The 25,073-nt window shown below is 39.7% G+C and carries 18 protein-coding genes; 12 read left to right on the top strand and 6 right to left on the bottom strand.

What is annotated here, in order from left to right; genetic code table 11:
• Positions 1-692 precede the first annotated feature (692 nt).
• The gene (locus GCU44_RS22005) at positions 693-926 is read right to left on the bottom strand and encodes a DUF2905 domain-containing protein (RefSeq protein WP_241685069.1); all 234 of its coding nucleotides are present in this window, start codon (positions 924-926) and stop codon (positions 693-695) included.
• 11 nt (positions 927-937) lie between these two features.
• Here GCU44_RS22005 and GCU44_RS22000 point away from each other — a divergent pair, with 11 nt between their 5' ends.
• Positions 938-1,651, top strand: coding sequence for an SAM-dependent methyltransferase (locus GCU44_RS22000; RefSeq protein WP_154859553.1), 714 nt, complete (start codon positions 938-940; stop codon positions 1,649-1,651).
• A gap of 373 nt (positions 1,652-2,024) precedes the next feature.
• Here GCU44_RS22000 and GCU44_RS21995 read toward each other — a convergent pair whose 3' ends face one another.
• The 5 genes from GCU44_RS21995 to GCU44_RS21975 form a co-directional block, all read right to left on the bottom strand.
• The gene (locus GCU44_RS21995; protein ID WP_154859552.1) at positions 2,025-3,191 is read right to left on the bottom strand and encodes a hypothetical protein; all 1,167 of its coding nucleotides are present in this window, start codon (positions 3,189-3,191) and stop codon (positions 2,025-2,027) included.
• A 202-nt stretch (positions 3,192-3,393) separates the two neighbouring features.
• Complete coding sequence (locus GCU44_RS23525) at positions 3,394-3,534, bottom strand: helix-turn-helix domain-containing protein (protein WP_154859554.1); 141 nt, start codon at positions 3,532-3,534, stop codon at positions 3,394-3,396.
• Positions 3,535-3,676: 142 nt separating this feature from the next.
• Positions 3,677-5,296 (bottom strand): TolB-like 6-bladed beta-propeller domain-containing protein, encoded by a 1,620-nt coding sequence (locus GCU44_RS21985; RefSeq protein ID WP_161994001.1) that lies wholly within the window; start codon positions 5,294-5,296, stop codon positions 3,677-3,679.
• A 152-nt stretch (positions 5,297-5,448) separates the two neighbouring features.
• Positions 5,449-6,162, bottom strand: a complete 714-nt coding sequence (locus GCU44_RS21980) for a hypothetical protein (protein ID WP_154859550.1) — start codon at positions 6,160-6,162, stop codon at positions 5,449-5,451.
• Complete coding sequence (locus tag GCU44_RS21975) at positions 6,163-7,260, bottom strand: BF3164 family lipoprotein (protein WP_154859549.1); 1,098 nt, start codon at positions 7,258-7,260, stop codon at positions 6,163-6,165.
• 1,172 nt (positions 7,261-8,432) lie between these two features.
• On the opposite strand from GCU44_RS21975, the gene GCU44_RS21970 reads away from it, so the two are divergent.
• From GCU44_RS21970 to GCU44_RS21920, 11 genes are all read left to right on the top strand, one after another.
• Positions 8,433-9,299, top strand: coding sequence for an SDR family oxidoreductase (locus tag GCU44_RS21970; protein WP_154859548.1), 867 nt, complete (start codon positions 8,433-8,435; stop codon positions 9,297-9,299).
• On the top strand, positions 9,299-9,799 hold the full coding sequence (locus GCU44_RS21965) for a hypothetical protein (protein ID WP_154859547.1): 501 nt from the start codon (positions 9,299-9,301) through the stop codon (positions 9,797-9,799). Before GCU44_RS21970 ends, GCU44_RS21965 begins: the two co-directional genes overlap by 1 nt.
• On the top strand, positions 9,800-10,702 hold the full coding sequence (locus GCU44_RS21960) for a helix-turn-helix domain-containing protein (RefSeq protein WP_154859546.1): 903 nt from the start codon (positions 9,800-9,802) through the stop codon (positions 10,700-10,702).
• A gap of 218 nt (positions 10,703-10,920) precedes the next feature.
• Positions 10,921-11,934: a BT4734/BF3469 family protein gene (locus tag GCU44_RS21955; protein WP_154859545.1), complete on the top strand. Its 1,014-nt coding sequence runs from the start codon at positions 10,921-10,923 to the stop codon at positions 11,932-11,934.
• Between the two features lie 140 nt (positions 11,935-12,074).
• Entirely contained in the window at positions 12,075-14,072 is a 1,998-nt protein-coding gene (locus GCU44_RS21950) for a reverse transcriptase domain-containing protein (RefSeq protein ID WP_154859544.1), read from the top strand.
• Between the two features lie 487 nt (positions 14,073-14,559).
• On the top strand, positions 14,560-14,760 hold the full coding sequence (locus GCU44_RS21945; RefSeq protein WP_154859543.1) for a helix-turn-helix domain-containing protein: 201 nt from the start codon (positions 14,560-14,562) through the stop codon (positions 14,758-14,760).
• Entirely contained in the window at positions 14,757-17,105 is a 2,349-nt protein-coding gene (locus GCU44_RS21940; protein WP_154859542.1) for a type I restriction-modification system subunit M, read from the top strand. The genes GCU44_RS21945 and GCU44_RS21940 overlap by 4 nt, the downstream gene beginning before the upstream one ends.
• Positions 17,105-18,433 (top strand): restriction endonuclease subunit S, encoded by a 1,329-nt coding sequence (locus tag GCU44_RS21935; RefSeq protein WP_154859541.1) that lies wholly within the window; start codon positions 17,105-17,107, stop codon positions 18,431-18,433. Before GCU44_RS21940 ends, GCU44_RS21935 begins: the two co-directional genes overlap by 1 nt.
• Complete coding sequence (locus GCU44_RS21930; protein ID WP_154859540.1) at positions 18,434-19,798, top strand: DUF262 domain-containing protein; 1,365 nt, start codon at positions 18,434-18,436, stop codon at positions 19,796-19,798.
• The gene (locus tag GCU44_RS21925) at positions 19,791-21,707 is read left to right on the top strand and encodes a GmrSD restriction endonuclease domain-containing protein (RefSeq protein WP_154859539.1); all 1,917 of its coding nucleotides are present in this window, start codon (positions 19,791-19,793) and stop codon (positions 21,705-21,707) included. Before GCU44_RS21930 ends, GCU44_RS21925 begins: the two co-directional genes overlap by 8 nt.
• Complete coding sequence (locus tag GCU44_RS21920) at positions 21,697-24,750, top strand: type I restriction endonuclease subunit R (RefSeq protein WP_154859538.1); 3,054 nt, start codon at positions 21,697-21,699, stop codon at positions 24,748-24,750. Before GCU44_RS21925 ends, GCU44_RS21920 begins: the two co-directional genes overlap by 11 nt.
• Positions 24,751-25,073: the final 323 nt, after the last annotated feature.

Here is a 25,073-nt window from a genome sequence, read left to right as displayed (position 1 = left end):
AGTTTATCAGTGCCACCAAATAGTGGAGATTCAAACTTTTCCGAATATTCGGGAAAAATAGCCGCATAAAAAAGGCTGCCCTTTTCGGACAGCCTCTTTGCGTGTGTACATAGAAAAACCAGGAGTAGTGGTGTTGAATTGTTGCCATTGCAACGGGCTGAACAAATCCTAAGGTATTTAATCCTTACGTACCCAAATCCCTCCGCCGCGGCGGAGGGAATAGCTGAAATGCTGATGTAGAGCTGAACTGCCGCCATTAAAACGGGCTGAAGAAACTCTATGCTGATTCCGTGTCCGTAAATCCTAACGTATCCAAATCCCCCTTTCTCTTATGGTTAAGGGGATTTTTTCGGTAACATCTTAAATATCAATACGTTAATTATTACTTAATTTGAAATCTTTACCTTTTAAAAAACGCAGAAATCGGGATGATGATGCGTGTTTTTATTATGTTGATTTTCAGCTACTTAACAAACACGTCATCGGTAGCCCTGCGAAGCAATCTAAATCAGCGTATAGGTGAAAGTTCATCGAAAAAAGACAGTAAGATCGGAACTGCGCCCGGCCCACGTAGATGACAGGTGCCAATGCAGGGAAAAGAGAAAGGTATTTTATGGGTTGTAAATTTTCCCAGACCAGCAAAATGGCATTTTTGGCGATTTAATTCAATCTGGTAACCACTGTTCGTTGCATTATCCCCCAAATCTTCTCCACAAATAAAGCAATAAGGTCAGCAACAAACTAAGCAGAATGCTGGTCCCAAGGGGAAAGTAGAAGGTGAAATTCTCTTTTTTAAACACCATATCTCCCGGTATGCCTTTAAATCCAGGAAATTTGGGCAGCCACCAAAGCAGCAATCCGGTAATCAGTAGCAGCAGTCCGATAATAATAAGTAGTTTTGCAACCGAAGGCATTCCATTTTCCATACCCAAAATTAATGAAAGCGAACGGAATACTATACCTGGTGCCGAATGTATTGGCGCTCGAGACCGGCCCTGCCGTCATGGCCCCGGTCGTCAAAGACGTCATAGCGGCTACGTCCCACTTCCTGGTGGAGGATTTCCGAACGGCCCGCAGGTACATCAGCAGCCTGAAATTAGGGATCAACCTGGAGGAGGTGCACATGGAAAAGCTGGATAAAAATACCCCGGACGCGCAGGTACGAAAACTCCTGGAACCGGCACTGCAGGGGCAGGATCTGGGCGTCCTTTCCGATGCCGGTTGCCCGGGGATCGCCGATCCGGGAGCCAGGGCAGTGGCCTGGGCGCACCGGCTGGACATACGGGTGGTGCCTCTGCCGGGGCCTTCTTCCATGTTTCTGGCCCTGATGGGTTCCGGTTTTAACGGGCAGGCCTTCACATTTAGCGGGTACCTGCCTATCGAGCGAAAAGAGCGGATCAGGGCCATCAAAGAACTGGAAAACAAGGCACTAAAGGAAAACACCACCCAGCTGTTTATGGAAACGCCCTTTCGGAACAACCGCCTGATGGAGGATTTGCTGGAGCAGTTGGGTCCGCAGACCCTGCTTTGCATTGCCAGCGAACTTACCGGGGAAGGGGAGATGATCCGTACCCGGAAGGTGGCCGACTGGCGCAAGGAAAAGCCGGACCTGCACAAGATACCGGCGGTATTTTTGATTGGGGGAAGTTAACCCAAAAGGATAAGCAATGAGCCCTGCCAGGAGCTATCCTTTTTCCACAAGCTGGGATCCGGTAAAAATACAAAGGCGACCCAAATGATTATCGCTTTTGTTGACGGATAAGGATTGGCCATTGCAAATGGCCTTTTTGGCACGTATTTTCTATTTACAATTTCGAAAAAAGTTGAGCGAAGTTACAAACTTCGCCCAGCTTGGAAGTTGAACAACAGAGTATCTTCCCTGCACGGTCCCCTCATAAGCCTCCCAAGGGGTCGGGCGGGGAAGGTATTGCCGTTGGAAAGCCCAAAACTTTCAAATTTTTATTCAGACAAATATAGTCTGTAAATTGACTGACTGTCGGTTGAGGCCTTTACTATTATACAGGTCAATGTTGTGCTAATTCCTGCCATTTTTCAAGAATTTCCGAAGCCAGGCTTTTTGAGGACTCAAGTCGATAATGGTCTGGGGTACAATCCAACGAAAAAGGTAAATCGCCGCTATTGCCAATATTAAGCCCAACAACAATATTAAATTCACTCCTAAGCTTCAGAAGTGCAAATTGTTCCATGGGTGATAGCTGGTAGTTTTCATTATCTTGAATAAGGGCAAGAGTGGCCAAATAAAAGTTCGCATTATTCGCGCAAAATTTTAAGTTGTTTGTATCTGCCGAGTCATCCCCCGTTGGTTGAACATAGTAATTTGCCCAATTGTCGTCGTCATGCATTTTACATGCACAGTCAGCTATATCCACAGGCCCAGATGATTTTACAAGGTTTTCCCTTTTCCCGTCATCATCACTATTTAACCTAGCCCCATATCTTATTCCACAATACCAACCGTATCTAAAGTTCAAACCAAAAGCCATAGGTGCCACATAGCATTCTACTCCAGATGTAAGACAGGCAATCTGGCTTTTTGTAAAGATTTTTTCCAAAGTGGTTGAAGTGTAGTAATCATCATAATCCGTAACCTTTTTAAATTCTTTTAGGCATTTATTATAGTTGTCATGAGCTTCTAATACCTGCATATCATAACCACCTGGGCAGCTATAAATTTTCCCGAGGTCAGCAAATTTTTGATCGCCAGGAACTAATGCCTTCGGTTGGTTTGGGTCTTGAACTGCTTTGGCATTCGTTACGCCAATGCCTAAAAACCCACCTTTAGAGCACTTGTTAGCTGCATTAATATCGGGCAAAATATTCCAGGTGAATCCTGGAGGACACTTGTAGCATCCGCCGTTATTCGCCACGTTGTATCCAGAATTACAACCTTCTTTTCCCTCCAATTTAGCTTTCGTATAAATTTTTAATGGTATGTCAATTGTAAAGGTTCCTTCTCCGCTAGCGTTAGGGTAGAAAAGTAGTTTAGCTTCGTAATCGCCAAGCATCGTTTTTTTGACAAGCCAATCTCCTTGGAATTCGAAACTGTCTGGGTCTTCCACTGTAGAGGTTTGAGCTCTTATTGTGGAGGGTTGGATGATTAAGGCGAAAAATGCAAATGCGAGAGCATGCCAGGCATTTAACATGGAAAATTCTTTCATTGGTGTTTTCATTTGAGTAACTTATTAATAAATGTTAGGGAAAAACTTGTTGTCGCACTATTTTTGATTTCCACGTGTAAAGATATGTCAAAGCCTTCTTCCCCACCCGCACCTATCTTTCAATAAGCAGGAGTTATCTTACACCGGAGCCAGAAATACAAGCAATTATCTTACAGGCAGCACGCAAAACAAGAAATATTCAACCGACGTACCGCTATTTACGGAATTCGCTGGGCGAGATGCCGAATTCCCCATGGAAGGTCCTCGAAAAATAATTGGGATCGGAAAAGCCGACGTAGGCGATCTCGGAAATGGTCAGCTCGGTCGTTTGCAACAATTCCTTGCCTCTTTGCAGGCGGTCCCGTAACGGGAAAGTGGGTTACCTAAAACAAAAATTCCGAATACAAGCTTCGCTGTAACATCCCTGCAAATTTAAAAATTGCAGGGATAAATAACCTTCACAACGGTTTTCTAAGGGTCGGATCAAATCCTATTCACTACCCGGGCATGGCGTCTTTCAATGTCAGCGATTCAAAGGCTTTTCGAACTACCTCCCTGTACCGCTCAAAAAAGTCACAACTGGTAAATCTCGTCACAATTATCCGACCCTCTTTTTCAAAGAGAGTGTGCTTATTCGTGCTAAGGTACACTTCACCCTTGGGATCGACAAATCGGCGTTTGTAGGTAATGGTGTATCCCCTTATACCATTCGCCAGTTCCTCAATAGAGAGCTCGTCCAGTTGGTCGTTTGATCGATACTCCTCTGCACGTGAAGACAAATAGTCGTCAAAATCAAATGTTCCTTCTTTGGGAATTCCGACGGTAAGTTGCATCGAAGCGCCACAAACGGATGTATCAGCTGGGTTTTCTCTGACGAACGTTGCTCCGGTGAGGTACAAACCGTCTCGCTCCCGCACCGATTTCTTTTCTTCCGATGTCCAGCTCGGGGGATAATTCCATCCTGCCGGCGGCTCTATCTGGAAATAAGCATTCTCAGCGATGATTTTCTTGTCGAAATGAGGGATTGGATCTTGTTTTTTGCTGTTTTTCTCGTTCCCGGCGGACGACGCTTTCTTACTGTCGGTGATACCAGCTTCGTTTAAATCATACTCGAACAGCACATCCTCCTTAAAAAAAGAAATCCCATACAATTTTTTGAATTCCTCAGCGTACGTAAAGGTAGTGATGGGCTGGTCCAGCCTAAAGCGGTCCAATAGATTTCCCTCCCAATCCCAGACTTCCAGGTGGGGTCGGAAGGTTTGAAAATTTTCTTCCACTTCCTTTTTGGGCATTCCTATGTAGAGTACATAAATGCGTTCACTGCTGGCAAAGGGATCCGCCCGGTAAATCCACATTTCCTCATCGGATGTGCTATTGGAGGAGCTCTCCACCGCTATTTCCAGAAGCAGTTCCCCATCTGCGCTATACAGTTTGATCTGATTCTGGTACACGTAAAATGCGGCCATCCTTCCATCTTTGGGGTTGGCCACCGTACTTTTCATATAATCGCGCACCAGGTTTCCCTGATCTCTATTTTCCCCTGCGGCTGGTTCGGGATAGTCACCGAATCGGACCAATTCTTCATTTCGTCCCAAATGAACCAACCGATGCTCCGGAGCTCCCGGTTTTGCCTCCCCGATGTCGGCCACATATACGGAGTCATTGACCAGGTGCAGCCCGTTAATCGGCCCGCCGGTATCGGAAATCAATGCATGTTGCTCCTCCCGGCTTGCTTTTTCCGCATGCAGTTTTATTTTGATCAGCTGTGTACCCGAAAGCACCACGAGCTGCTCCCCATGGATTTTCAAGGAATTTCCATTCACAAACTGGAATTCATCGGGGCCCTCACCGATGTCGCCAAACGTGTATAAGAAGGAAAAATCAGGCAGGGCATAGACTTTGAATAGATTTTCTTTCCCCTGGTCTAAGACCACGGCTTTGTCAGCAGACGCGACGATTTTATACGGCATTAGGGCCGCATTGGCCAGGCTTACTTCGCTGGATTTCAGGGTTCCTGATTCCGGAATTTCACTAATTATTTTTTTGCCTTCCTCCTGGGACTGACAGGAATAAAGGGCAAGGATAAAAATTGAGGTAATGAGCCGGATATTCAACATGTGACAAGAATAAGCGGTGCGGGCTATAAAGTCAACTATATGGGACGGAATGGGCATTATCCGGGACGGAAACAGCATCGTTCGCATCGGTATTCGCAAGGAACCCCCATGTACCTCCGCGCGGCTTCTTCGCCGGCAGAAATTCGTAGCGGTTAGGGATGCCGGTTGACCAGGCGAATGGTGTCGGAAAGCGGGGAAGTACCGGGAATCCATTTTTTGGAGCGAATTCCCGCATCTGCCTTATTTTTAGGTAGCACTTCGCCTTTTTCCGTTACATAGACCGGCTCATTCGCATAAAACCATTTGATACCTCTCTCGGTATGTTCAACGATCACCCCGCGTACCGCCTTGTCCATCCCCATTTCCAAGGTCCGTTGGTACAGCTCGCTCCGGTAGCGGTTAAAGGGATCGGTATTTATCGGACTGCTACCAGACAGGATGATGGTGTTCCTGGCACCCAATAGCAAGGTCTGCCCGGGACTATCTACTGACAGCCCATTTGCCTCAATCACCTTTTTCCCGGTGTCGTAATAAAAGGGATAATCCATCTTCCGGTCGGAAAACCAATACTGCTTGAACCGCTCACTATCTTCTGTGTCCTGCACCAGAAAAATATAACCGATGGAATCCCTATCCATACTGCCCATTAAGGCCTTCCAAACCTCTAATTCCCGATCAATGGAGGATCCTTTTGGGTCCAATACCGTCACCAATTTTAGGGGTTTTACCAGGGGGTTGACTTCGGTGTTGCCACTAACCTTTTGTGCATTTCCTGGTAGGTGGAATTGTTTGGACTCGGTGGCTTCCTGGGCATACGCGAAATGGGATAGCCCAAAGACTACTACAAGGAAATAAAATCGTATCATTTATGGTTCATTTAATGGATAGGCGATTAAACCGGGTTCTTTCTCAAAAGAAGCAGCATACAGTACTTTGGCTTGATCATCTACTGCGATGGAGCGGACAGGCTGATCCAGCAGGTATCTTTTTACAGGCTTTCCTTCCCAATCCAACACAAATACCTCATGGGAAAGACCTGATTGGATGATGGTTTCCCGGGAACTTTCATCGATTGTTTTTCCACTGTACAGGAAGTAAATATGGTCTTCCGTCACGGCCACGGACATGTATTCAAAGGTAGAGCCTTCCTTATCCACGACCGCCATGCCTACTGGGCTATGTTGTACATCCAAGGGGGTATCTCCCCATGCATAGGTAGTCAGGTCAATCGTATCCGGTAAAACCCTGAGAATGCCAAATTCCGGGACCCTTGACATCCCGTATACGGCCAAATTCTTGGTGGGGTGGTTCATAAAAAACGACTGGTTGGCCATCGCCATGGAGGGCCCTCCCGGGTACTCACCCACTTCGATAAAGTCCCCGCTTTCAATATCGTAGGCACAAAATCGTTTGTGGTGCATGCTGCCTACGATGTATCCATCCACATGGACCGTACTTCCCATAAAGCGCTTTTCCTGTTGATCGATGGTAAACCTCGCTGCGGGCTCATCCAGGCCGCTTTTCAAGTCATCGATGTCGTGGATGTAATAGTGCACCTGGTCTGTCAGGTAGAGCCGATTTTCTTTCCGGTCCACCGAAAAATAAAAAGCATCGCTTAGCAATTGGTTGGGCCCCTCTCCCTTTTTTCCAAACGGCCTGACCGACATGTTACTCAAATCAATTAGTTTGTAGGTATACTCCCGATCCGGAAATTCATTGACCAGTATCAGGCTGTCAAAAAAAGTCATATTGAATAGGTAACTCAATGGCTTTTCTCCTTCGGTCAACGCTACCATTTCGCCCCTTAACGCTACTGCCTCTGTTTTCGAAAAGTACTCCCTGAAGTTTGTACCAAGTGGGGGTTCCGAGCATGCGGTAAACAGGGCGATGCCAAGAATAAGGGAGGGCAAACCTGCGTGGATTTTGCGAAGGGTCCAATTCGGAATTCGGCTAACTCGGAGCATGATTCAGGGGTAGGGTAAGCGGCAGTTGCTGAGCCAAATAGGTTCTTAGGCAATGTATAACTAAATTGTTATAAATCAAAATGCAATGGGTGGAAAGGGGCTTTTCTTGCCGTAGGATTTTGTTTCGTTCGTTGAGAACGAGCTGCTGCTACTGGGTGAAGTATGTCACTTCACTCTGCTATCATCGCTATCGTAAAAAGAAAAAAGCCGCCAAAAAGCCATTTGCAATGGCTAAACGTACATGTTTCCGGGAAAGATTTTTAAACGGTCTGTCCAACGGATCCGGCATTACAAATGCCTCGCTGGCGTTAAAAATATAATAAAAGGGATATAGTTACACCCAGCCCAGGAAACAAAGGCCCCTGCCAGGAGCTATCCTTTTTCCACATGCTACGATCCGGCAAAAATACAAAGGCGACGCATAAATGATTATCATTCTTGTTTCCGGATAAGGACTGGCCATTACAATTGGCCTTTTTGGTACGTATTTTCTGTTTACAATTTCGATACTAGCTGGGTGAAGATACCAACTTCGCCTGACCGGGGGGAAGCGGGTCGGCGCAACGATTTTTTGCGCTATCCCTGGTAATACACGTTTATAAACGTTTATACACGTGTAAAAACACGAAAACTATTTTTGTATTCCGTATTTTCGATAGACAAGGTGCTGAATCAACTGGGGGCTGCGATTCGTACCGTATCCGCCTTTTTTTGAAACGGGGATGAACCAAGCAATGGACGGTCGTGCATGTAGTTGCGTGTTTGCGGCCGCCGAATCGGTGCCCATCTTCGGGAGGAATCGGTAGGAGGCATACCCCGGAATGTACCTTCCGAGGTAAAGACCAAGACAGACGGTGGGAACAGGTACCCTGATAGGCGCCTGTTCGCGAATTCCACGTGTATTGTTCCGTATCGGCCGAATGGCTAGGACGCATGGCACTGAAAAAGCTAGTTGGGATTTCTCCAATTTTTCCTATATTTAAGGGAGTTAAATTCGCCGCCCAAAAGGAAAGTAACCGTAAGGGCTGCGGTTAGCTAGTAGTTCTCTGCAAGCTGAAGGAACTTCTCCAAACTCAAGATATCCTGCAAAAAGTGTTCTACTATCTGCAATTTGTTTATCAAAATGAGTAATTCTATACTGTGATTTGAAACATAATAAAAACATAAATTTTATGTCAGCAAATAGGTACTTACCATCCGTATTAATAACAGGCTGCTCATCAGGGCACGGAGAAGCTTTAGCCAAATTATTTGTGAAAAACGGGTACCCAACTTATGCCACTGCAAGAAGAATTGAATCCATAGAACATTTAAAAAAAATAGGTTGTGAAACGCTTCAAATTGATGTTACAAGTTATGATAGCATTGATAAAGCTGTAAAAACAATTGAAGAAAAACATAGTTCTGTTGGAATACTCATTAATAATGCCGCTATTGGTATTATGGGGGCTATGGAAACAATTCCTTTAGCAGAGGTAAAAAGACTATACGAAACCAATGTTTTTGGCTTATTAGCTATGACACAAGCTGTTTTACCAAAAATGCGAAAAGCAGGAAAAGGAAGAATTGTGAATATTGGCTCTAGTGGTGGTGAGTTTACAACGCCAGGCGGAGGCGTCTATCAAGCAACAAAATATGCCCTTACTTCAATGAATGATGCTATGCGAGCAGAATTAGAACCTTTTGGCATTTATGTTTCTATGGTTCAGCCAGGTGCTATTGCTTCAAAATTTGTCCTAAATGGAACTGTTTTGGGAATGGAAGAAAAAGGACCCTACCAAGAATTAATGGCAGGCATTTATAAAGTTGCAAGCGAAGCAGTTAAAGAAGGTGCCCCTGGAACTTGGACTCCCGAACAAGTAGCGAAAGTAACATATAAGGCTGCAACAAAGAAAAAACCAAGAGCTCGCTATAGACCTGGCTTTGTTGCAAAATCATTAATCTACACAAGACTAATACTTCCATATAGAATGTGGGACAGAATGTTTGTGAATAATTTAATAAAACAAGGAAAGAAAGTTTTAAAAAATAAATCGTAATGAACTTTTATCAGCATACGCAAAATTGGTATAACGGAGAAATATTTGAAGGGAAAATAGTTATTTTTTCAGGCATAATAATGATAATTGTTTCCTTACTGATTTGGAAATACGGTTCTACTCCTAATGCAAATTCTCTGTTTTTACCATTATTACTTGTCGGTCTATTATTTTCAATTGGCATAGGTGCCATGATGGCAAGTTACCCTAAGCGAATGACTGCGTCTGAACTTGCCTTTAAAGAAAACGCTAAAGAGTTTATTCTTGCAGAAAAAAAACGTGTGGAAGATTTTCAAGTTTTATACAAATATTCTGTTGGATTTGCAGCGGTTAGTTTCTTTTTAACAATTATTGCATTTAGCTTTGTTGAAAACAGAATATTTCAATCTGTCTGTATTGCATTAATGCTATTATCAGTTTCTTTAATTATTATCGACTATTTTTCCAAGGAAAGAGCTGAAATTTATTATACTAAAATACAAAAACACATAGAAGAGTAAATGAGTAAGATTATTCAAATTAAAACGATTAGTGAAATACACCGTTTATTAAATGTAGAAAAACCTTTGCATCCATTAATTTCTGTTTGTGAGCATGTCCCAAGTATGAATTTGGAAATAACAAACACCAAAGTGTTTTTTGATTTTTACATTATTTCTTTAAAGTCGGACATAAAAGGAAGTTTCAATTATGGTAGAAACACCTATGACTTTGAAGAAGGTACTATGTTGTTCTCTGCCCCAGGGCAAGTATTTAATATTACAGATAAGCCAATAATTGACTTAAAAGGTTGGACATTATTTATTCATCCCGATTTATTATCAAAATCTTACCTGCATCAAGCCATACAGAAATACAATTTCTTTTCTTATGATATAAATGAAGCATTGCATATATCAGAAAAAGAAAAAATTGTTTTAACTGAATTTATAAATAATATTAAAATTGAGATATCACAAAACCTAGACCGACACAGTCAAGATTTAATAATTCATAATATAGCATCAATTTTGAAATATAGCGAACGATTTTATGACAGACAGTTTTTAACTCGCACCAATAAAAACAAAGATATAGTAAGTCAATTTGAGCAATATTTAAAAGATTATTTTGATTCGGAACTCTTAACTTCCAAGGGAACACCTACATTAGAACAATGCGGAAAAGCATTGAATTTATCAGGGTATTATTTAAGCGATTTATTGAGATTAGAAACAGGAAAATCAATTAAAGAACATATTCATATAAAGCTAATAGATAAAGCTAAATTTAAATTATTAAATTCTACCATTCCAATAAAGACATTAGCTTATGATTTGGGATTTGAATATCCTCAGTATTTCAGCAGACTATTTAAAAGTAAAACAGGAATAAGTCCAACGGAATATAGAAACCTGAATTAAAAGCCAGCAGAGAACAATGTGTAAAATGTTCATAGCTGCTAAACGCAGCTACGCCATTTACACTAACCGTTAGCGTTCATGCAAAAAGACCGAAGTACCAGAGAATAAACTGATGAAAACCCAACGCACAAATAGCACATTTGCAAGCTCCGACACACAGGCTGATTCTTCAGCTTGCAAAAAAGCTATTTTTTACCCTTACCCACAATCTGGTTACTATGGAAATTAAAGATATTCTAAATACCCAAATATCATATCAAGATCATTTTTGGACTCCTCTAAAAACAATAACAATAAGACAGGCCTTTACAGAAATTAAAGGAGATAAACATTTAAAGTATACTAAATTCCTTAGAAATTATTATTTGAAAGGAGATAAAGAAAACTATGCAATTAGTAAGAGAAAACTACCAGTTGTTACTTTTTGCGGAACATATGAAAAAGAAAGAACCAAGGAGAATCTTAAAGATTATAATTCTTTAGTTGTCCTTGATATAGATAAGCTTGGAAATGATGAACTTAAAAGAGTTAAAGGAATTTTATCTAATGATGTCTATGTACTTTCTTTTTGGGAATCTCCTTCTAAAGATGGAATTAAAGGTTTGGTTCACCTAAAATATAAATTTGAAATTCAAAAGTATGGTTTTGACACTTCGCATAAAATTGCCTTTAAACAGCTGGTTGATTACTTCAAAGAAAATTATCAAATTGAATTAGATATTAGCGGTAGTGACATTACAAGGCTTTGCTTTATTTCATGGGATGACAAAATAACTGTTAAAGACTGTTTTGATTCTTTTACAATAAAAGAAATAAGCAATGTAATCACATCAAAGAATAAAGTTAATCCTAAGGCGGTTAAAAACATCAAAGTTGCAAGTTCAAAGGACTTATTGAATAATCCTTTTGGTAAGAATAGTCAATACCATAGAAAAACAATTAAGAACATAACAAATTACCTGACTAAAAATTCATTGTCGATTACAAAGTCTTATGCAGATTGGCTCAGGGTTGCTTTCGCAATAGCAAACTCATTTACTTTTGAAGTTGGTAAAAAATATTTTCTCGCACTTTGTAAATTGGATCTGGAAAAATTTAATGAAGTAGAATGCAATAATTTACTTATAAACTGTTATGAGAATTCAAGAGGTGAAATAGGTTTTAATACTATAATACACCTTGCTACTTTGCAGGGTTATAAATATAAAATTAATAGTGTGGAGAGTACCTAAACGGCACAAATCAATTAATTGACTTGTGGTCGTCCATGTCACTTGTTGGGCGAGGAAAGTGTCCCTCAATAGTTTGAACAGACACAAGACTTTTGTCAGAAGTATGGTTAACATATCGGGGACTCTCCACCTTTTTTAAAATGCAAAAATTTGATAATTACATAACGAGAAGAAAGATAATTCTACAAATTTGTAGTATCAGGGCAAGATATGCTCAAAAAAGAAGCAAAGAACATTTAATTCATATTCTTACAACTAACAAGAGGCATAATTACCACCTCAATTCCAAGAATAAAAATAAAAAAGAACTAAGTGAGGATGAAAAAATCCTGCATAGTATATTACCAAGTAGAAGAAAGTGGAAAACTCTAAACAAAAAAAATAGATATAAGGAAAATGGTCAAAGAATAAATTCTATTGATTATAATAGAGACTCTTTAATGATTACCATAAAATATTTTGAGAAAAATTATCCAAACGAACCCTTTCTTTTGCGCTTAAATGATTTTGTTAAGGATATTCAGTTTTCAATAAATGATCCATCGTATAAAATTGCTGAACCAACAATAATTCCAAAAGCAAAGGGTAATATTAATGCAGATAGAAATAAATGTAGGCCAATTTCATTATTTACTTTAAAAGACAAGCTAATAATAAGTTTAACAAACAGATATCTTACAGATGTATTTGACCCATTTTTTTATAAAGAATCTTATGCATTCAGGGCTACGCAAATTATTGACAAAAGCAAAAAGATATTAAGTCACCACGATGCAATTAGTTCAATGCTAAGATATAAACAAAGCTATAAAGGGAAGAGACTATGGGTTTCTGAATGTGATATTAGAAATTTTTATGATACAGTGCACCACACGGTGGTAAAAAGAAAATTTAGAAGTTTAATTAATAAAGTAAAAAAAGAATTCCCTGAAATGCATGATGAAAGAGCAGAAAGGCTTTTTTATCGATATTTAGACTCCTACTCTTTTGTGAAAAATGTATTGCCATATAACGTAGAACCCCAAAAGAAAAAGGAATATTGGGAAGATAAATACAGTTATATTCCTGGGGGCTATTTTGGTTGGGTTAAAGATGAGTTCATAAAATTAGGTTATTTTAAAAATGAAAGAGGAATTAGCCATGCTAAAATTGGTGTTCCTCAAGGAGGAGCCCTTTCAGGATTAATTGCTAATATCCTTTTAGACTATGCAGATAAAAAAATTGTTGAGATTCAAGATAAAAGATTACTTTATTTGAGATTTTGTGATGATATGGTAATAATTCATCCCTCAAAAAAAGTTTGTGATAATGCATCAAGAATATACTACAGCGCAATGAAAGATTTGCATTTAGTTCCTCACAATTTTGAAAAGATACAAAATAAATCAATTGAATCAATGTCCAAGTTTTGGAGTCCAGATATTAAATCGAAAGAATCATATAAATGGTCAAATTTATGTAAAGAGTCATTTCAATGGTTTGGTTTTGTAGGTTATGAAATTCATTATTCGGGCTCACTACGCGTAAGGAAAAGCTCCTTAGTTAAAGAAAAGAAGAAGCAAAAGGAAACAATAAATAAAATTATAAAAGCTGTTGATGAAGGAAAAAGGAAGAATGATAATACTATTTATGAATCTGCAGTAAATAGACTAATTGGAATGTCTGTTGGTCGAATAAAAATATCCAACTTTGATAAAGTAGATAATGAAATGTGTTGGGTTAATGGATTTAAATTATTGGAGGGCAATAAGCATTTAAAGGCACAATTGAAAGACTTGGATCGTTATAGAGCAAAACAACTATCGACTTTATTGAAAACAATAGATGGTACAGAACTATCCAAAAGAATTAGATCAAAGCGTAAAATCAAAGAAAAGGAGTTTATAAAAATTAAGGGAATTTCGGTAGAGGAATCTATTAAAATCAGAGACCAATTAGTAACTAGTGGTATTTTAAATTCCAACTTCCAGATTAATGATGAGATTGATTTACAAACTGTTGAAATAGGCCTTGTAGCCAAGTTTTTAATTCACGAGAATGATATTAGAACAATTCTTAAATCATCAATTGACAAAAGAGATTATGTTTATTATGGTAAGCCATTTAGCTATTACTATCAGATAATTGAGAGGAGATAATCCATCACACAGAAGCCAAGCACATTGTCTGGTCGCACAAGCTGACATACATCCAAAACCAGTCAAAGAGCTTGTCTTCCCAACGCACGGATTGACAAAAATGAATAAAGCACGAAACGCTAACAATAAATATACGTAATGCGGTGCGATTTAGTGAATTTGATCTTTAGAGCATTTAATAAAAAACTTAGCGGTTTGATAGTTAAGTGCATTTTAATCCCGCACTACGCATAGCCAGAGCGTTGCGTATGCCATTAGGAAAAAGCCACCGCACAAATAGGCACACCTGCCCGTCCGGCAGGCGGATTTGGTTTTGCCGACCCACAAGCCAAACGCAAAAAACAAAAAGCCTGTCCCGAACTGGATTCGGGAAGCCTATTTTTTGCCCTCGCTCGGACAGACTAACAAGGAAACGAACGAAATGTATATTGAAAACCGAGATAAACGGAAAATTTGGGCTATTTTAGTGACTTAAATACATACGGACATGAACCGCATAAAAGAAGTGCTGGAAGAGAAAGGAATTAAACAAACTTGGTTGGCTGAGAAACTCGGAAAGAGTTACAACATGGTCAATGGCTATGTTCAAAATCGCCAACAACCAAGGCTGGAAGTTTTGAGTGAAATAGCTCAAATCTTAGATGTTGACATAAAAGAATTGATAATAAGTACAAAAGAAAATAAATGAACCAATCCGTACACAATAGATTAATAAGCTTCATCTGGTCAATCGCTGACGATTGCCTGAGAGACGTTTATGTAAGAGGGAAATACAGAGATGTTATTCTGCCAATGGTAGTTCTGCGTAGGTTAGACGCCTTACTCGAACCAACCAAAGAAGCAGTAATGGAAGAACTCGCTTTCCAACGGGATGAAGCAGGTTTTACAGAGTGGGATGAGACCGGATTGAAAGACGCCAGCGGATATGTATTCTACAACACCAGCGAGTGGACGTTACAACGACTTTTTGATACTGCCACAAACAGTCAGCAGATATTACAAGCCAACTTTGAAGATTATCTCAATGGCTTTAGCCCTAACGTAAAAGAAATCATTGATAAGTTCAAGCTGAAAAGCCAAATTCGACACATGGCAGCCAAAGATGTGTTGCTGGACGTGTTGGAAAAATTCACTTCACCACACATTAACCTAACGCCTTTTGAAAAGGAAGACCCGGACGGTAGAAAACTACCGCCTCTTTCCAACTTGGGAATGGGCTATGTGTTTGAGGAACTGATTCGCAAATTCAATGAAGAGAACAACGAAGAAGCGGGAGAGCACTTTACACCACGTGAAGTCATCGACTTAATGACGCATATTATTTTTGAACCCATCAAGGATAATTTGCCACCAGTAATGACCATCTACGATCCCGCTTGTGGTTCAGGTGGTATGCTCACCGAATCGCAAAATTTCATCAAAGATGAAGAAGGAGCCATTCGAGCAATGGGTGATGTGTATTTGTATGGTAAAGAAATCAATGACGAGACTTACGCCATTTGTAAGTCCGACATGATGATTAAGGGCAACAATCCTGAAAATATCCGTGTGGGTTCTACCCTTTCCACAGATGAATTTTCAGGACATACATTTGACTTCATGCTGTCCAACCCGCCATACGGGAAATCTTGGAGTACGGATTTAAAATACATCAAAGACGGAAAAGATATCATTGACCCCCGTTTTGTAATTACACTCAAAGACTATTGGGGCAATGCGGAAGAAGCAGATGCAACGCCACGTTCATCTGACGGACAGTTGCTCTTTTTGATGGAAATGGTGAACAAAATGAAGCCCTTGAGCCAAAGTCCGCAAGGTTCACGCATTGCTTCGGTGCACAATGGCTCTAGTTTGTTTACCGGGGATGCAGGTGGCGGAGAAAGCAACATCCGCAGACACATCATTGAAAATGACTGGCTCGATTGCATTGTGCAATTGCCCAACAATCTGTTTTACAATACAGGCATTACCACTTACATCTGGTTTCTAAACAACAACAAAGAAGCAAATCGCAAGGGAAAGGTGCTTTTGATTGATGCTTCGCAACGCTTTACCAAACTCCGCAAGAATCTTGGAGAGAAAAACTGCGAGCTCAGGCCGGAACATATCAAAGAAATTCAAGATGCCTACCTGGACTTTAAAGATGTAGAACGGCAAACCGAAGATGGTTTGGCAGCTAAGGTTTTTGACAATACCGATTTTGGCTATTACAAAGTTACCATTGACCGACCCGCAAGACTGAAAGCCCAATTCTCTGCCGAACGTATTGCAGATTTACGCTTTGACAAAACACTCAAAGAACCCATGCAATGGGCGTATGAAACTTATGGCGAGCAGGTGTATTCGGATTTAAAGTCCATCGAAAAAGAACTATTGGAATGGTGCGAGAAAAATGACCTGGACTTAAATGCAAAAAAACGCAAAGCACTTACATCTGCCGCTACATGGAAAAAACAAAAGGAAATTTTGGAGGCTGCACAAGAATTAATGGAAGCCATTGGCACAGATGAATACAGTGATTACAATGTCTTTTTGGATGAAGTGAACCAAGAATTAAAAGCTAAAAAAACGAAGCTTTCTGCTAGCGAAAAGAACCAACTATTGGCTGCCGTAAGTTGGTATGACGAAACAGCCGAAAAGGTCATCAAAAAAACGCAAAAGCTGAGTGGTGACAAGCTCCACCAACTCCTACATCATTTGGATTGCACCACAGAACAACTACCTGATTACGGCTACTACCCAAGCGGAAAACCTAATGAATACATCATTTACGAGAACCAAACCGACCTGCGCGATAGCGAAAGCGTGCCTTTGGCTGAAAGCATTCACGAGTATTTCTTACGAGAAGTAAAACCCCATGTGGAGGAAGCTTGGATTGATTTGGACAAAACCAAAATCGGTTACGAAATTAGTTTCAATAAGTATTTCTACCAGCACAAACCACTGAGACCCATTGAAGAAGTAAGTGCGGAAATACTCTCCTTAGAGCAGGAAAATGAAGGATTAATCATGGACATCTTAAACCTGAGCTAATGGAAATAACTGCAACAAAAGCAACTTTCCCAAAATACCCCGCTTACAAAGATTCGGGTGTAAAGTGGTTGGGGGAGATTCCTGAGGGATGGGAAGTTTTACCTGGATTAAGCTTTATCACTGAAGGAAAAGACAAGAACAAGGGAATGAAACGGAAAAGTGTTCTTTCCTTGAGCTATGGAAACATAAGAGAAAAGGCAGATGAAGAACTAACCGGACTTGTTCCTGAATCCTTCGAAACCTATCAATTGGTTAATAAAGGTGATTTGATTTTTCGTCCAACTGATTTGCAAAATGATAAGGTGAGTCTTAGAAGCTCAATTTCAAATTATGAAGGAATTATAACAAGTGCTTATTTGAATTTGAGAATAAAGCAGAAGGCTTCAGCTAAATTCTATCATTATTTTTTCCGAGCAATTGACAACAATAAAATTATTTATGGTCTTGGTTCTGGTCTAAGACAGAATATAAGTTATTTAGATTTTAGAAGGTTTCTTTTCCCATTCCCCCCAAAACAAGAACAAACCGCCATCGCCAATTTCCTAGACGACAAAACCGCCAAAATAGACCGTGCCATTGCCCAAAAAGAGCAGCTCATAGCCCTGCTCAAAGAACGCAAGCAAATAATTATTCAAGATGCGGTTACCAAAGGTTTAGACCCAAATGTAAAACTAAAAGACTCTGGTGTGGAATGGATTGGGGAGATACCGGAGGGGTGGGAGGTGAAGAAGTTGAAAAATTTGGGAAATATCATAAGTGGTTACGCGTTTCCCAGTGACGGTTTTAAATCAGAAGGGATAAGAGTTTTGAAGATTGCAAATATTCAAACTATGAATATTGATTGGTCAGATGAGTCATATGTGGATGAAAAATACTATGAAAAATTGCCTCAATTTCAAATAAAAGAAGGCGATTTGGTTTTTGCACTAACCCGTCCAATAATTTCAACGGGTATTAAGGCAACCATTGTACCGCCAAACTCGGAAAAGATTTTACTAAACCAAAGAAATTCAGTATTAAAACCAAAAAATCCTAAACACAAGCATTGGCTATACTTTGTAATCTTAGATTCAGGATTTCGCCAAGAATTCAATAACCAAATTGATTTTACTGGCCAGCAACCGAATATTTCTCCCATTGATATTGGAAACTTAAAAATTCCACTTCCTCCTGTCGCTGAATTAGAATTAATAGTTGAAAATGTGGAATTAGCAATGAGTAAAATAGACCAAGCCATTTCCCTACAACAAACCCAAATCGAAAAGCTCAAAGAATACAAAGCTACGTTGATAGACAGTGCGGTAACGGGGAAAATAAAAGTGAGTTAGATGAGGGAGCAACCGAGTATAATCAATATCCGCAGCTTAGTGCAAGACAATCGCTTGACCATTCCAGGCTATCAGCGTCCATACAAGTGGAGCATCAAGAATGTCAATCAATTAGTTGATGATGTGCTGTTGCATCGGGATAAATCTGCCTATCGCATTGGTACGGTGGTGGTACATCGCGAAGAAGATACTTACCAGTCAGAAAATCTGAATATTGTAGACGGGCAGCAGCGCAGCATCACCTTATTGCTTATTGCCATGGCTTTGAAAGATCATCTACCAGATGCCGTAAAAGAAGACTTGCGAAAGCACCATTACGAACTACCCCATACACAACTGCTTGAAAAATTAAAATTCAGCAATCCTATCTCTCAGCGAAACATCCATCAAAACTACCGCGAAATCAGAAGGCGCATCATAGATTTTAATTTTGCAAGTGTGCGTTTCTTTTTTGAAAAATGTGAGGTGGTAAAAGTTGAGCTAGATGATGTGTCTGAAGCTTTTCAGTTTTTTGATTCTCAAAATGCACGTGGAAGAGATTTAGAACCCCACGATTTACTCAAAGCATTTCATCTTAGGGAGCTCACGGAAAACATTACAGAACAAGAAAAAATAACCTTAATTGAACAATGGGAGCAATTAGCAGGAAAAGACGATAAATTAAAAAGCCTTTTTGCACAATTACTGTTCAGGGTTAGAAATTGGGCAAAAGGCGAATCAGCAAGGTTTTTTACCAAAGACGATGTGGGTGTATTCAAGGGTATCAGCCCTGAAAGTGAAACACCCTTTCCCTATGCAGAAATGTATAAAATCAGTCATTTTTTTGTAGAAGATTACAACAGCAATTATCATCGTAAAATTGATAAACAGAAAGTAGAATACCCATTTCAGCTCAATCAAGTAATCATCAATGGCAAACGCTTTTTTGAATTTGTCAACCATTACTGGAACGTAAAGGAAGAAATGTACAAGTGCTTGAAACAGGACGATAAAGCCAAAAATATCCTTGAAGTGATTGACGGCTACTCGCAACGCTTCCGTACTGGTGATAAATACATTAGAAATTTGTTTGACTGTGCATTGCTTTTTTACTGGGACAAATTTGGTAACAAAGAAATAGGCAGGGTATCCGAGAAAATATTTGTCTGGGCATATAAATTAAGACTTGTTCAACACAGTGTGCAATTGGCATCTATTGATAATTATGCGCTGGAATACCCCAATGTGTTTAATGTGATTCATCAAGCTCTGCAGCCCAAAGATGTATTGAACTTGCCAGTTGGCGTCATCAGTCAAAACCGTGTAATAAGAAAAGAGTTGGATGGTATAATTACGTTAGCCCAAAAATTAAACTACTATGAGTGATAAAAATATCAATACCATAACCATAGGCGATTTGTTTAATTCGGGTACTTATGTCATTCCTATTTACCAACGCAATTATGCCTGGGAAGAAGCCGAAGTAAAACAATTGATTCAAGATGTCAGTGATTTTGCTGAAGCTCATCCAGAAAAAAATTACTTTATCGGAACACTAGTGGTTTATGAAAGATATGAAGCCGGCAAAACTATTTATGAAACCATTGACGGTCAACAACGACTAACAACACTCAATATTTTATATGCTGTATTGCACCGAGATTTTGCCACCGAAATTACCTCTAAAATAGCGTATCAACTTAACCTAAAGTTCGATGCCCGTAAAATTTCAACGCATACCTTGGAGTATGTTTCGACCATAGATCACCCCGTTTCATTTGATACAGGAGAGGAGTACAACAGCAATATGCAAGACGCCTACGAGGTAGCCAAAAAGTTGTTGAACACCTTATTCAAAGGTAATAATGCTAAACTTCAAGACTTTTACAGCTACTTATCAAAAAAAGTAAACATCCTACGTGTTTCGGTTCCTAAAGACACTGACCTCAATCATTATTTTGAGATAATGAACACAAGAGGAGAGCAATTAGAAAAACATGAAATATTGAAGGCAAAGCTGATGCAGTTGTTAAGCAACGACAAAAAGGCATCTTTTGTCTTTAATAAGGTTTGGGAAGCCTGCTCGGATATGGAAAGATACTTGCAATATGGTTTCTCTACGGCTGAACGCGACAAGATTTTTACTGCAAAAAGTTGGAATGCCCTCACGGTAAATTCTTTTGATGAGCTTTCGGATAAATTTGAGTTTAAAAATGAATCAAATGAATCAACCATTTTAAACTTGTTGGAAATTGTTTCTCATCAGGGAAACTTTGAGCATAATACCGACCATAAAGAGGATGCTCCAGAACGATTTACGTCCATAATTAATTTTCCCAACTTCTTACTTCATATTTTAAGGATACAAACCAAGCAAGACATTAGCCTAGATGACAAAAGATTGTTGGAACCTTTTGATGAACAATTAAAGTCATTGCATAACGATCAAGACAAAGTGAATTTCGTGAAGCATTTTTCATTCAATTTATTGAAAGGAAAATTTTTATTTGACCGATTCATTATTAAGCGTGAATTTTTAAAGGAAAAAGATGGATGGAGTCTAAAAAGCCTTAAATGGTATGAAGGCAATAAAGTAAGCTATGTGAACTCTTTTAATGATGAGGAAATTAACCGAAGGATTCTGATGCTGCTTTCCATGTTTCACGTATCAGCACCAACGCTTATTTATAAACACTGGTTGAATGCATCTTTATTCTTCTTGTTAGATAATGAGCAAATAACCGCGGAAAAATATTTAGAGTGGTTAGAAAACTTAGCCCAAGCTTATTTGTATGATCGGTATTTACCAGTTGAAGATAAAGAAGAGGAATTCTATGATATCATTTATAAAAATAGCGCAATTGCTCAAAACAAATCCATTTTAGAAAACCAAAACTGGAAGAATTTAAACACCGGCACATCGGTTGAAAATTTTGTTTTTAATTATTTGGACTACATTTTGTGGCTTGAAAAATCAGAGGGCCACAACGAATTTGAGTTTTCATTCAGAAGTTCGGTAGAACATTATTACCCGCAGAACCCCATATCCAGTGCTGATAAGATAGACCAATCCACACTTGATAAATTTGGTAATTTATGTCTTATCAGCCGGAGCAAAAATTCCACATTGGGGAGATATATGCCACAAGCAAAAAAAGATCATTATGTGCGTGTCAAGCCAGATAGTTTAAAACAAAGATTAATGATGAAAGAGCCAGAATGGGAAAAAGAGCAGATAGAAAGTCATACTAAAAGTATGATTCAAAAAATAAAAGATTACAATTATGCCAAGTAAAACCAATGAAGCAGCTTTAGAGGCCGCCATGGAAAAAGCCCTAACAGGTTCTTGCATAGAAGAACTAAGCAGTGAAATAATTACAGCCGCTGCTGAGCCTGTTGAACGCTACCGTGGAGGTAATGGCTTCCACATTGGCGATGCAAATGATTTCAATTCGCAATATGCTTTGGACGAAACCCGCTTTTGGCATTTTTTAGAAAGTACGCAGAAAGATGAACTCGACAAATTAAAACGTACTACCGATTGGAAACGCAAGATTGTTGAACGCCTTGACCGTATGATAAAAAAGTACGGTCTGTTGCGTTTGCTTCGTAAAGGACTGGAAGTGGAAGATGCATACTTTACGCTATTGTATCAGGTTCCAATGGCAAGCAGCAGCCAAGTAGTGAAGGATAATTTTGAGAAGAATGAATTTAGTGTAACGCGGCAGGTTCGATACAATACCGAAAACCAACGCGAAGAAATGGACATGGTGGTTTTTGTAAATGGCTTACCCATTGCCACTTTGGAACTCAAAAATGCATGGACAGGGCAAACTGCAAAAGTGCATGGTATCAAGCAATACAAGTACGACCGGGACATAAAACAACCGTTATTAAATTTTGGTCGTTGCTTAGTGCACTTTGCCGTTGATACGGATGAAGTGTATATGTGTACCAAATTGGATGGTGCCAATTCTTTCTTTTTGCCATTCAATAAAGGAAACAACAACGGAAAAGGAAATCCACCCAATCCATTTGGTCATAAATCTTCTTATCTGTGGGAAGAAATATTTACCAGAGAAAGCTTAGCAAACATCATTCAGCACTTTTTCCGTTTTGATGGAAAAGCTACAGATGCTTTAAGTAAAAGGACGTTGTTTTTTCCACGTTATCATCAATTAGATGTCGTGCGTAAATTGCTCAGTCATGCTTCGCAACATGGCGTTGGTCATACGTATTTGATTCAACATTCAGCAGGTTCTGGCAAATCAAATTCCATCACTTGGGCCGCTTATCAGTTGATAGAAACCTATCCCGAGCGGGAAGGCTTGCCCGGAGCGAAAGGCATTCAAAATCCCTTGTTTGATTCGGTTATTGTGGTCACGGACAGAAGATTATTAGATAAACAGCTACGTGAGAACATCAAGGAATTTTCAGAAGTAAAAAACATTGTTGCCCCTGCCTTTTCATCCAAAGATTTGAAAGATAGTTTAGAGCAAGGCAAGAAAATCATCATTACCACCATTCAGAAATTCCCCTTTATTGTTGACGGCATTGCAGACCTAAGTGACAAACGGTTTGCCGTAGTGATTGATGAAGCACACAGTTCGCAGAGTGGAACAGCGGCAGGAAAAATGAACCAGGCCATGGGCATGGGCGAAAATGATGAGGAGGAAGAAGATGCACAAGACAAAATTTTGAAAGCAATGCAAGCCCGTAAAATGAAGGGCAATGCATCTTATTTGGCATTTACAGCAACACCCAAAAACGCCACACTCGAAAGATTTGGCACAAAGCAAGAAGATGGCACATTCAAGCCCTTTCACTTGTATTCTATGAAACAAGCCATTGAAGAAGGTTTTATTTTGGATGTACTTGCCAATTACACCACGTACAAAAGCTACTATGAAATAGAGAAGTCCATTCAAGACAATCCTTTATTCGATACCAAAAAAGCGCAGAAGAAATTGCGTGCTTATGTAGAACGCCACAAACAAACCATTGGCACCAAGGCGGAAATTATCATAGAGCATTTTATCAGCAAAGTGTACAACACTAAAAAATTAAAAGGGAAAGCCAAAGGCATGGTGGTGACTCAAAATATTGAATCAGCGATTCGCTATTATTTAGCCATCAACCGCATTTTATCAGCCAAAGGAAATCCGTTTAAAATTGCCGTAGCATTTTCTGGTAAGAAAACAGTTGATGGTGTAGAATACACCGAAGGCGAATTGAACGGATTTACAGAAAAAGACACCCGAGATTATTTCGATTCAGACGACTACCGCATTTTGGTAGTGGCCAACAAATACCTCACAGGCTTTGACCAACCCAAACTTTGCACCATGTATGTAGATAAGAAATTGCAAGGTGTTTTGGCGGTGCAAGTATTGAGCAGATTGAACCGTGCTGCCGATAAACTGGGTAAGAAAACAGAAGACTTATTCATTCTGGATTTCTTCAATCAAGTAGACGACATCAAAGCATCCTTTGACCCGTTCTACACTTCCACTTCACTAAGCGGAGCGACAGATATCAATGTATTGCATGAGTTAAAAGGCACTTTAGATGATGCAGCCGTTTACGAATGGTCAGAAGTAGAAAACTTTGTAGAGAAGTATTTTGAAGGTGTAGATGCGCAGCAATTGAGTCCAATTATAGATGTGGCTGCCAATCGTTTCAATCAGGCACTGGAATTGGAAGATGACGAAAAAGCAGACTTTAAAATTAAGGCAAAGCAGTTTGTGAAGATATACGGTCAAATGGCTTCCATTATGCCTTATGAGGTATTGGAATGGGAAAAACTGTTTTGGTTTTTGAAATTCCTCATTCCAAAATTGATTGTGAAAACCAAAGAAGATGAATTGATTGATGAACTTTTGGAGTCAGTTGATTTGTCCACCTACGGTTTAGAACGTACAAAATTGAATCACACTATTGGATTGGATGACTCTTCAACGGAATTAGACCCACAAAACCCAAACCCAAGAGGAGCACATGGTGGTGATGAAGAAAAAGATCCGCTGGATGAAATCATCAGAACATTTAATGAAAGATGGTTTCACGGCTGGGATGCCACACCTGAAGACCAGCGGGTGAAATTCATCTCCATCAGCAAGCACATTCAAGCACACCCCGACTATCAAACCAAGGTAGCGGACAACAAAGATTCACAAAACCGAGACTTAGCGTTTAAGAAGATTCTGGATGATGTGATGGGGCAGCAAAGAAAAAAGGAATTAGAATTGTATAAACTTTACGCAAAGGACGAATCCTTTTATCAAGCATTATTCGACACCATGAAAAGAATGATAGATAACCCAAGACTAGGCCAATAAGCAGAAAACAATGAATCCAACCCTTTGCATCCATCCAATTATTCGCATTGTCTTGTTTTTTCAAAGGTGCTCATGAATGCTTCGCATTTGGCAAGTCGCTCAAAGCAGCCGCACAAACCAAAGCTTGCCGGCAGCGTATGGCTGCCCAACCGCACGGACGAAAAGAACGCACGGGCATACGACATTGTATAAAAGCAATAGCGGGGAAAGCGGTAAATCTAAGATTATAATACTCCCCAAAATTGAGACCAGAGGTTAAGTTAAAAAAAACGATTAAATTTAACCTTATGAACAAGCAAACAAGGAGGAAGTTTTCCGCAGAA

The sequence above is a fragment of the Cyclobacterium xiamenense genome (genome assembly GCF_009467825.1).
Classification (GTDB): domain Bacteria; phylum Bacteroidota; class Bacteroidia; order Cytophagales; family Cyclobacteriaceae; genus Cyclobacterium; species Cyclobacterium xiamenense.
The sequence above is the reverse complement of the archived record's forward strand: the minus strand, read 5'-3'. Positions and strand labels throughout refer to the sequence as shown.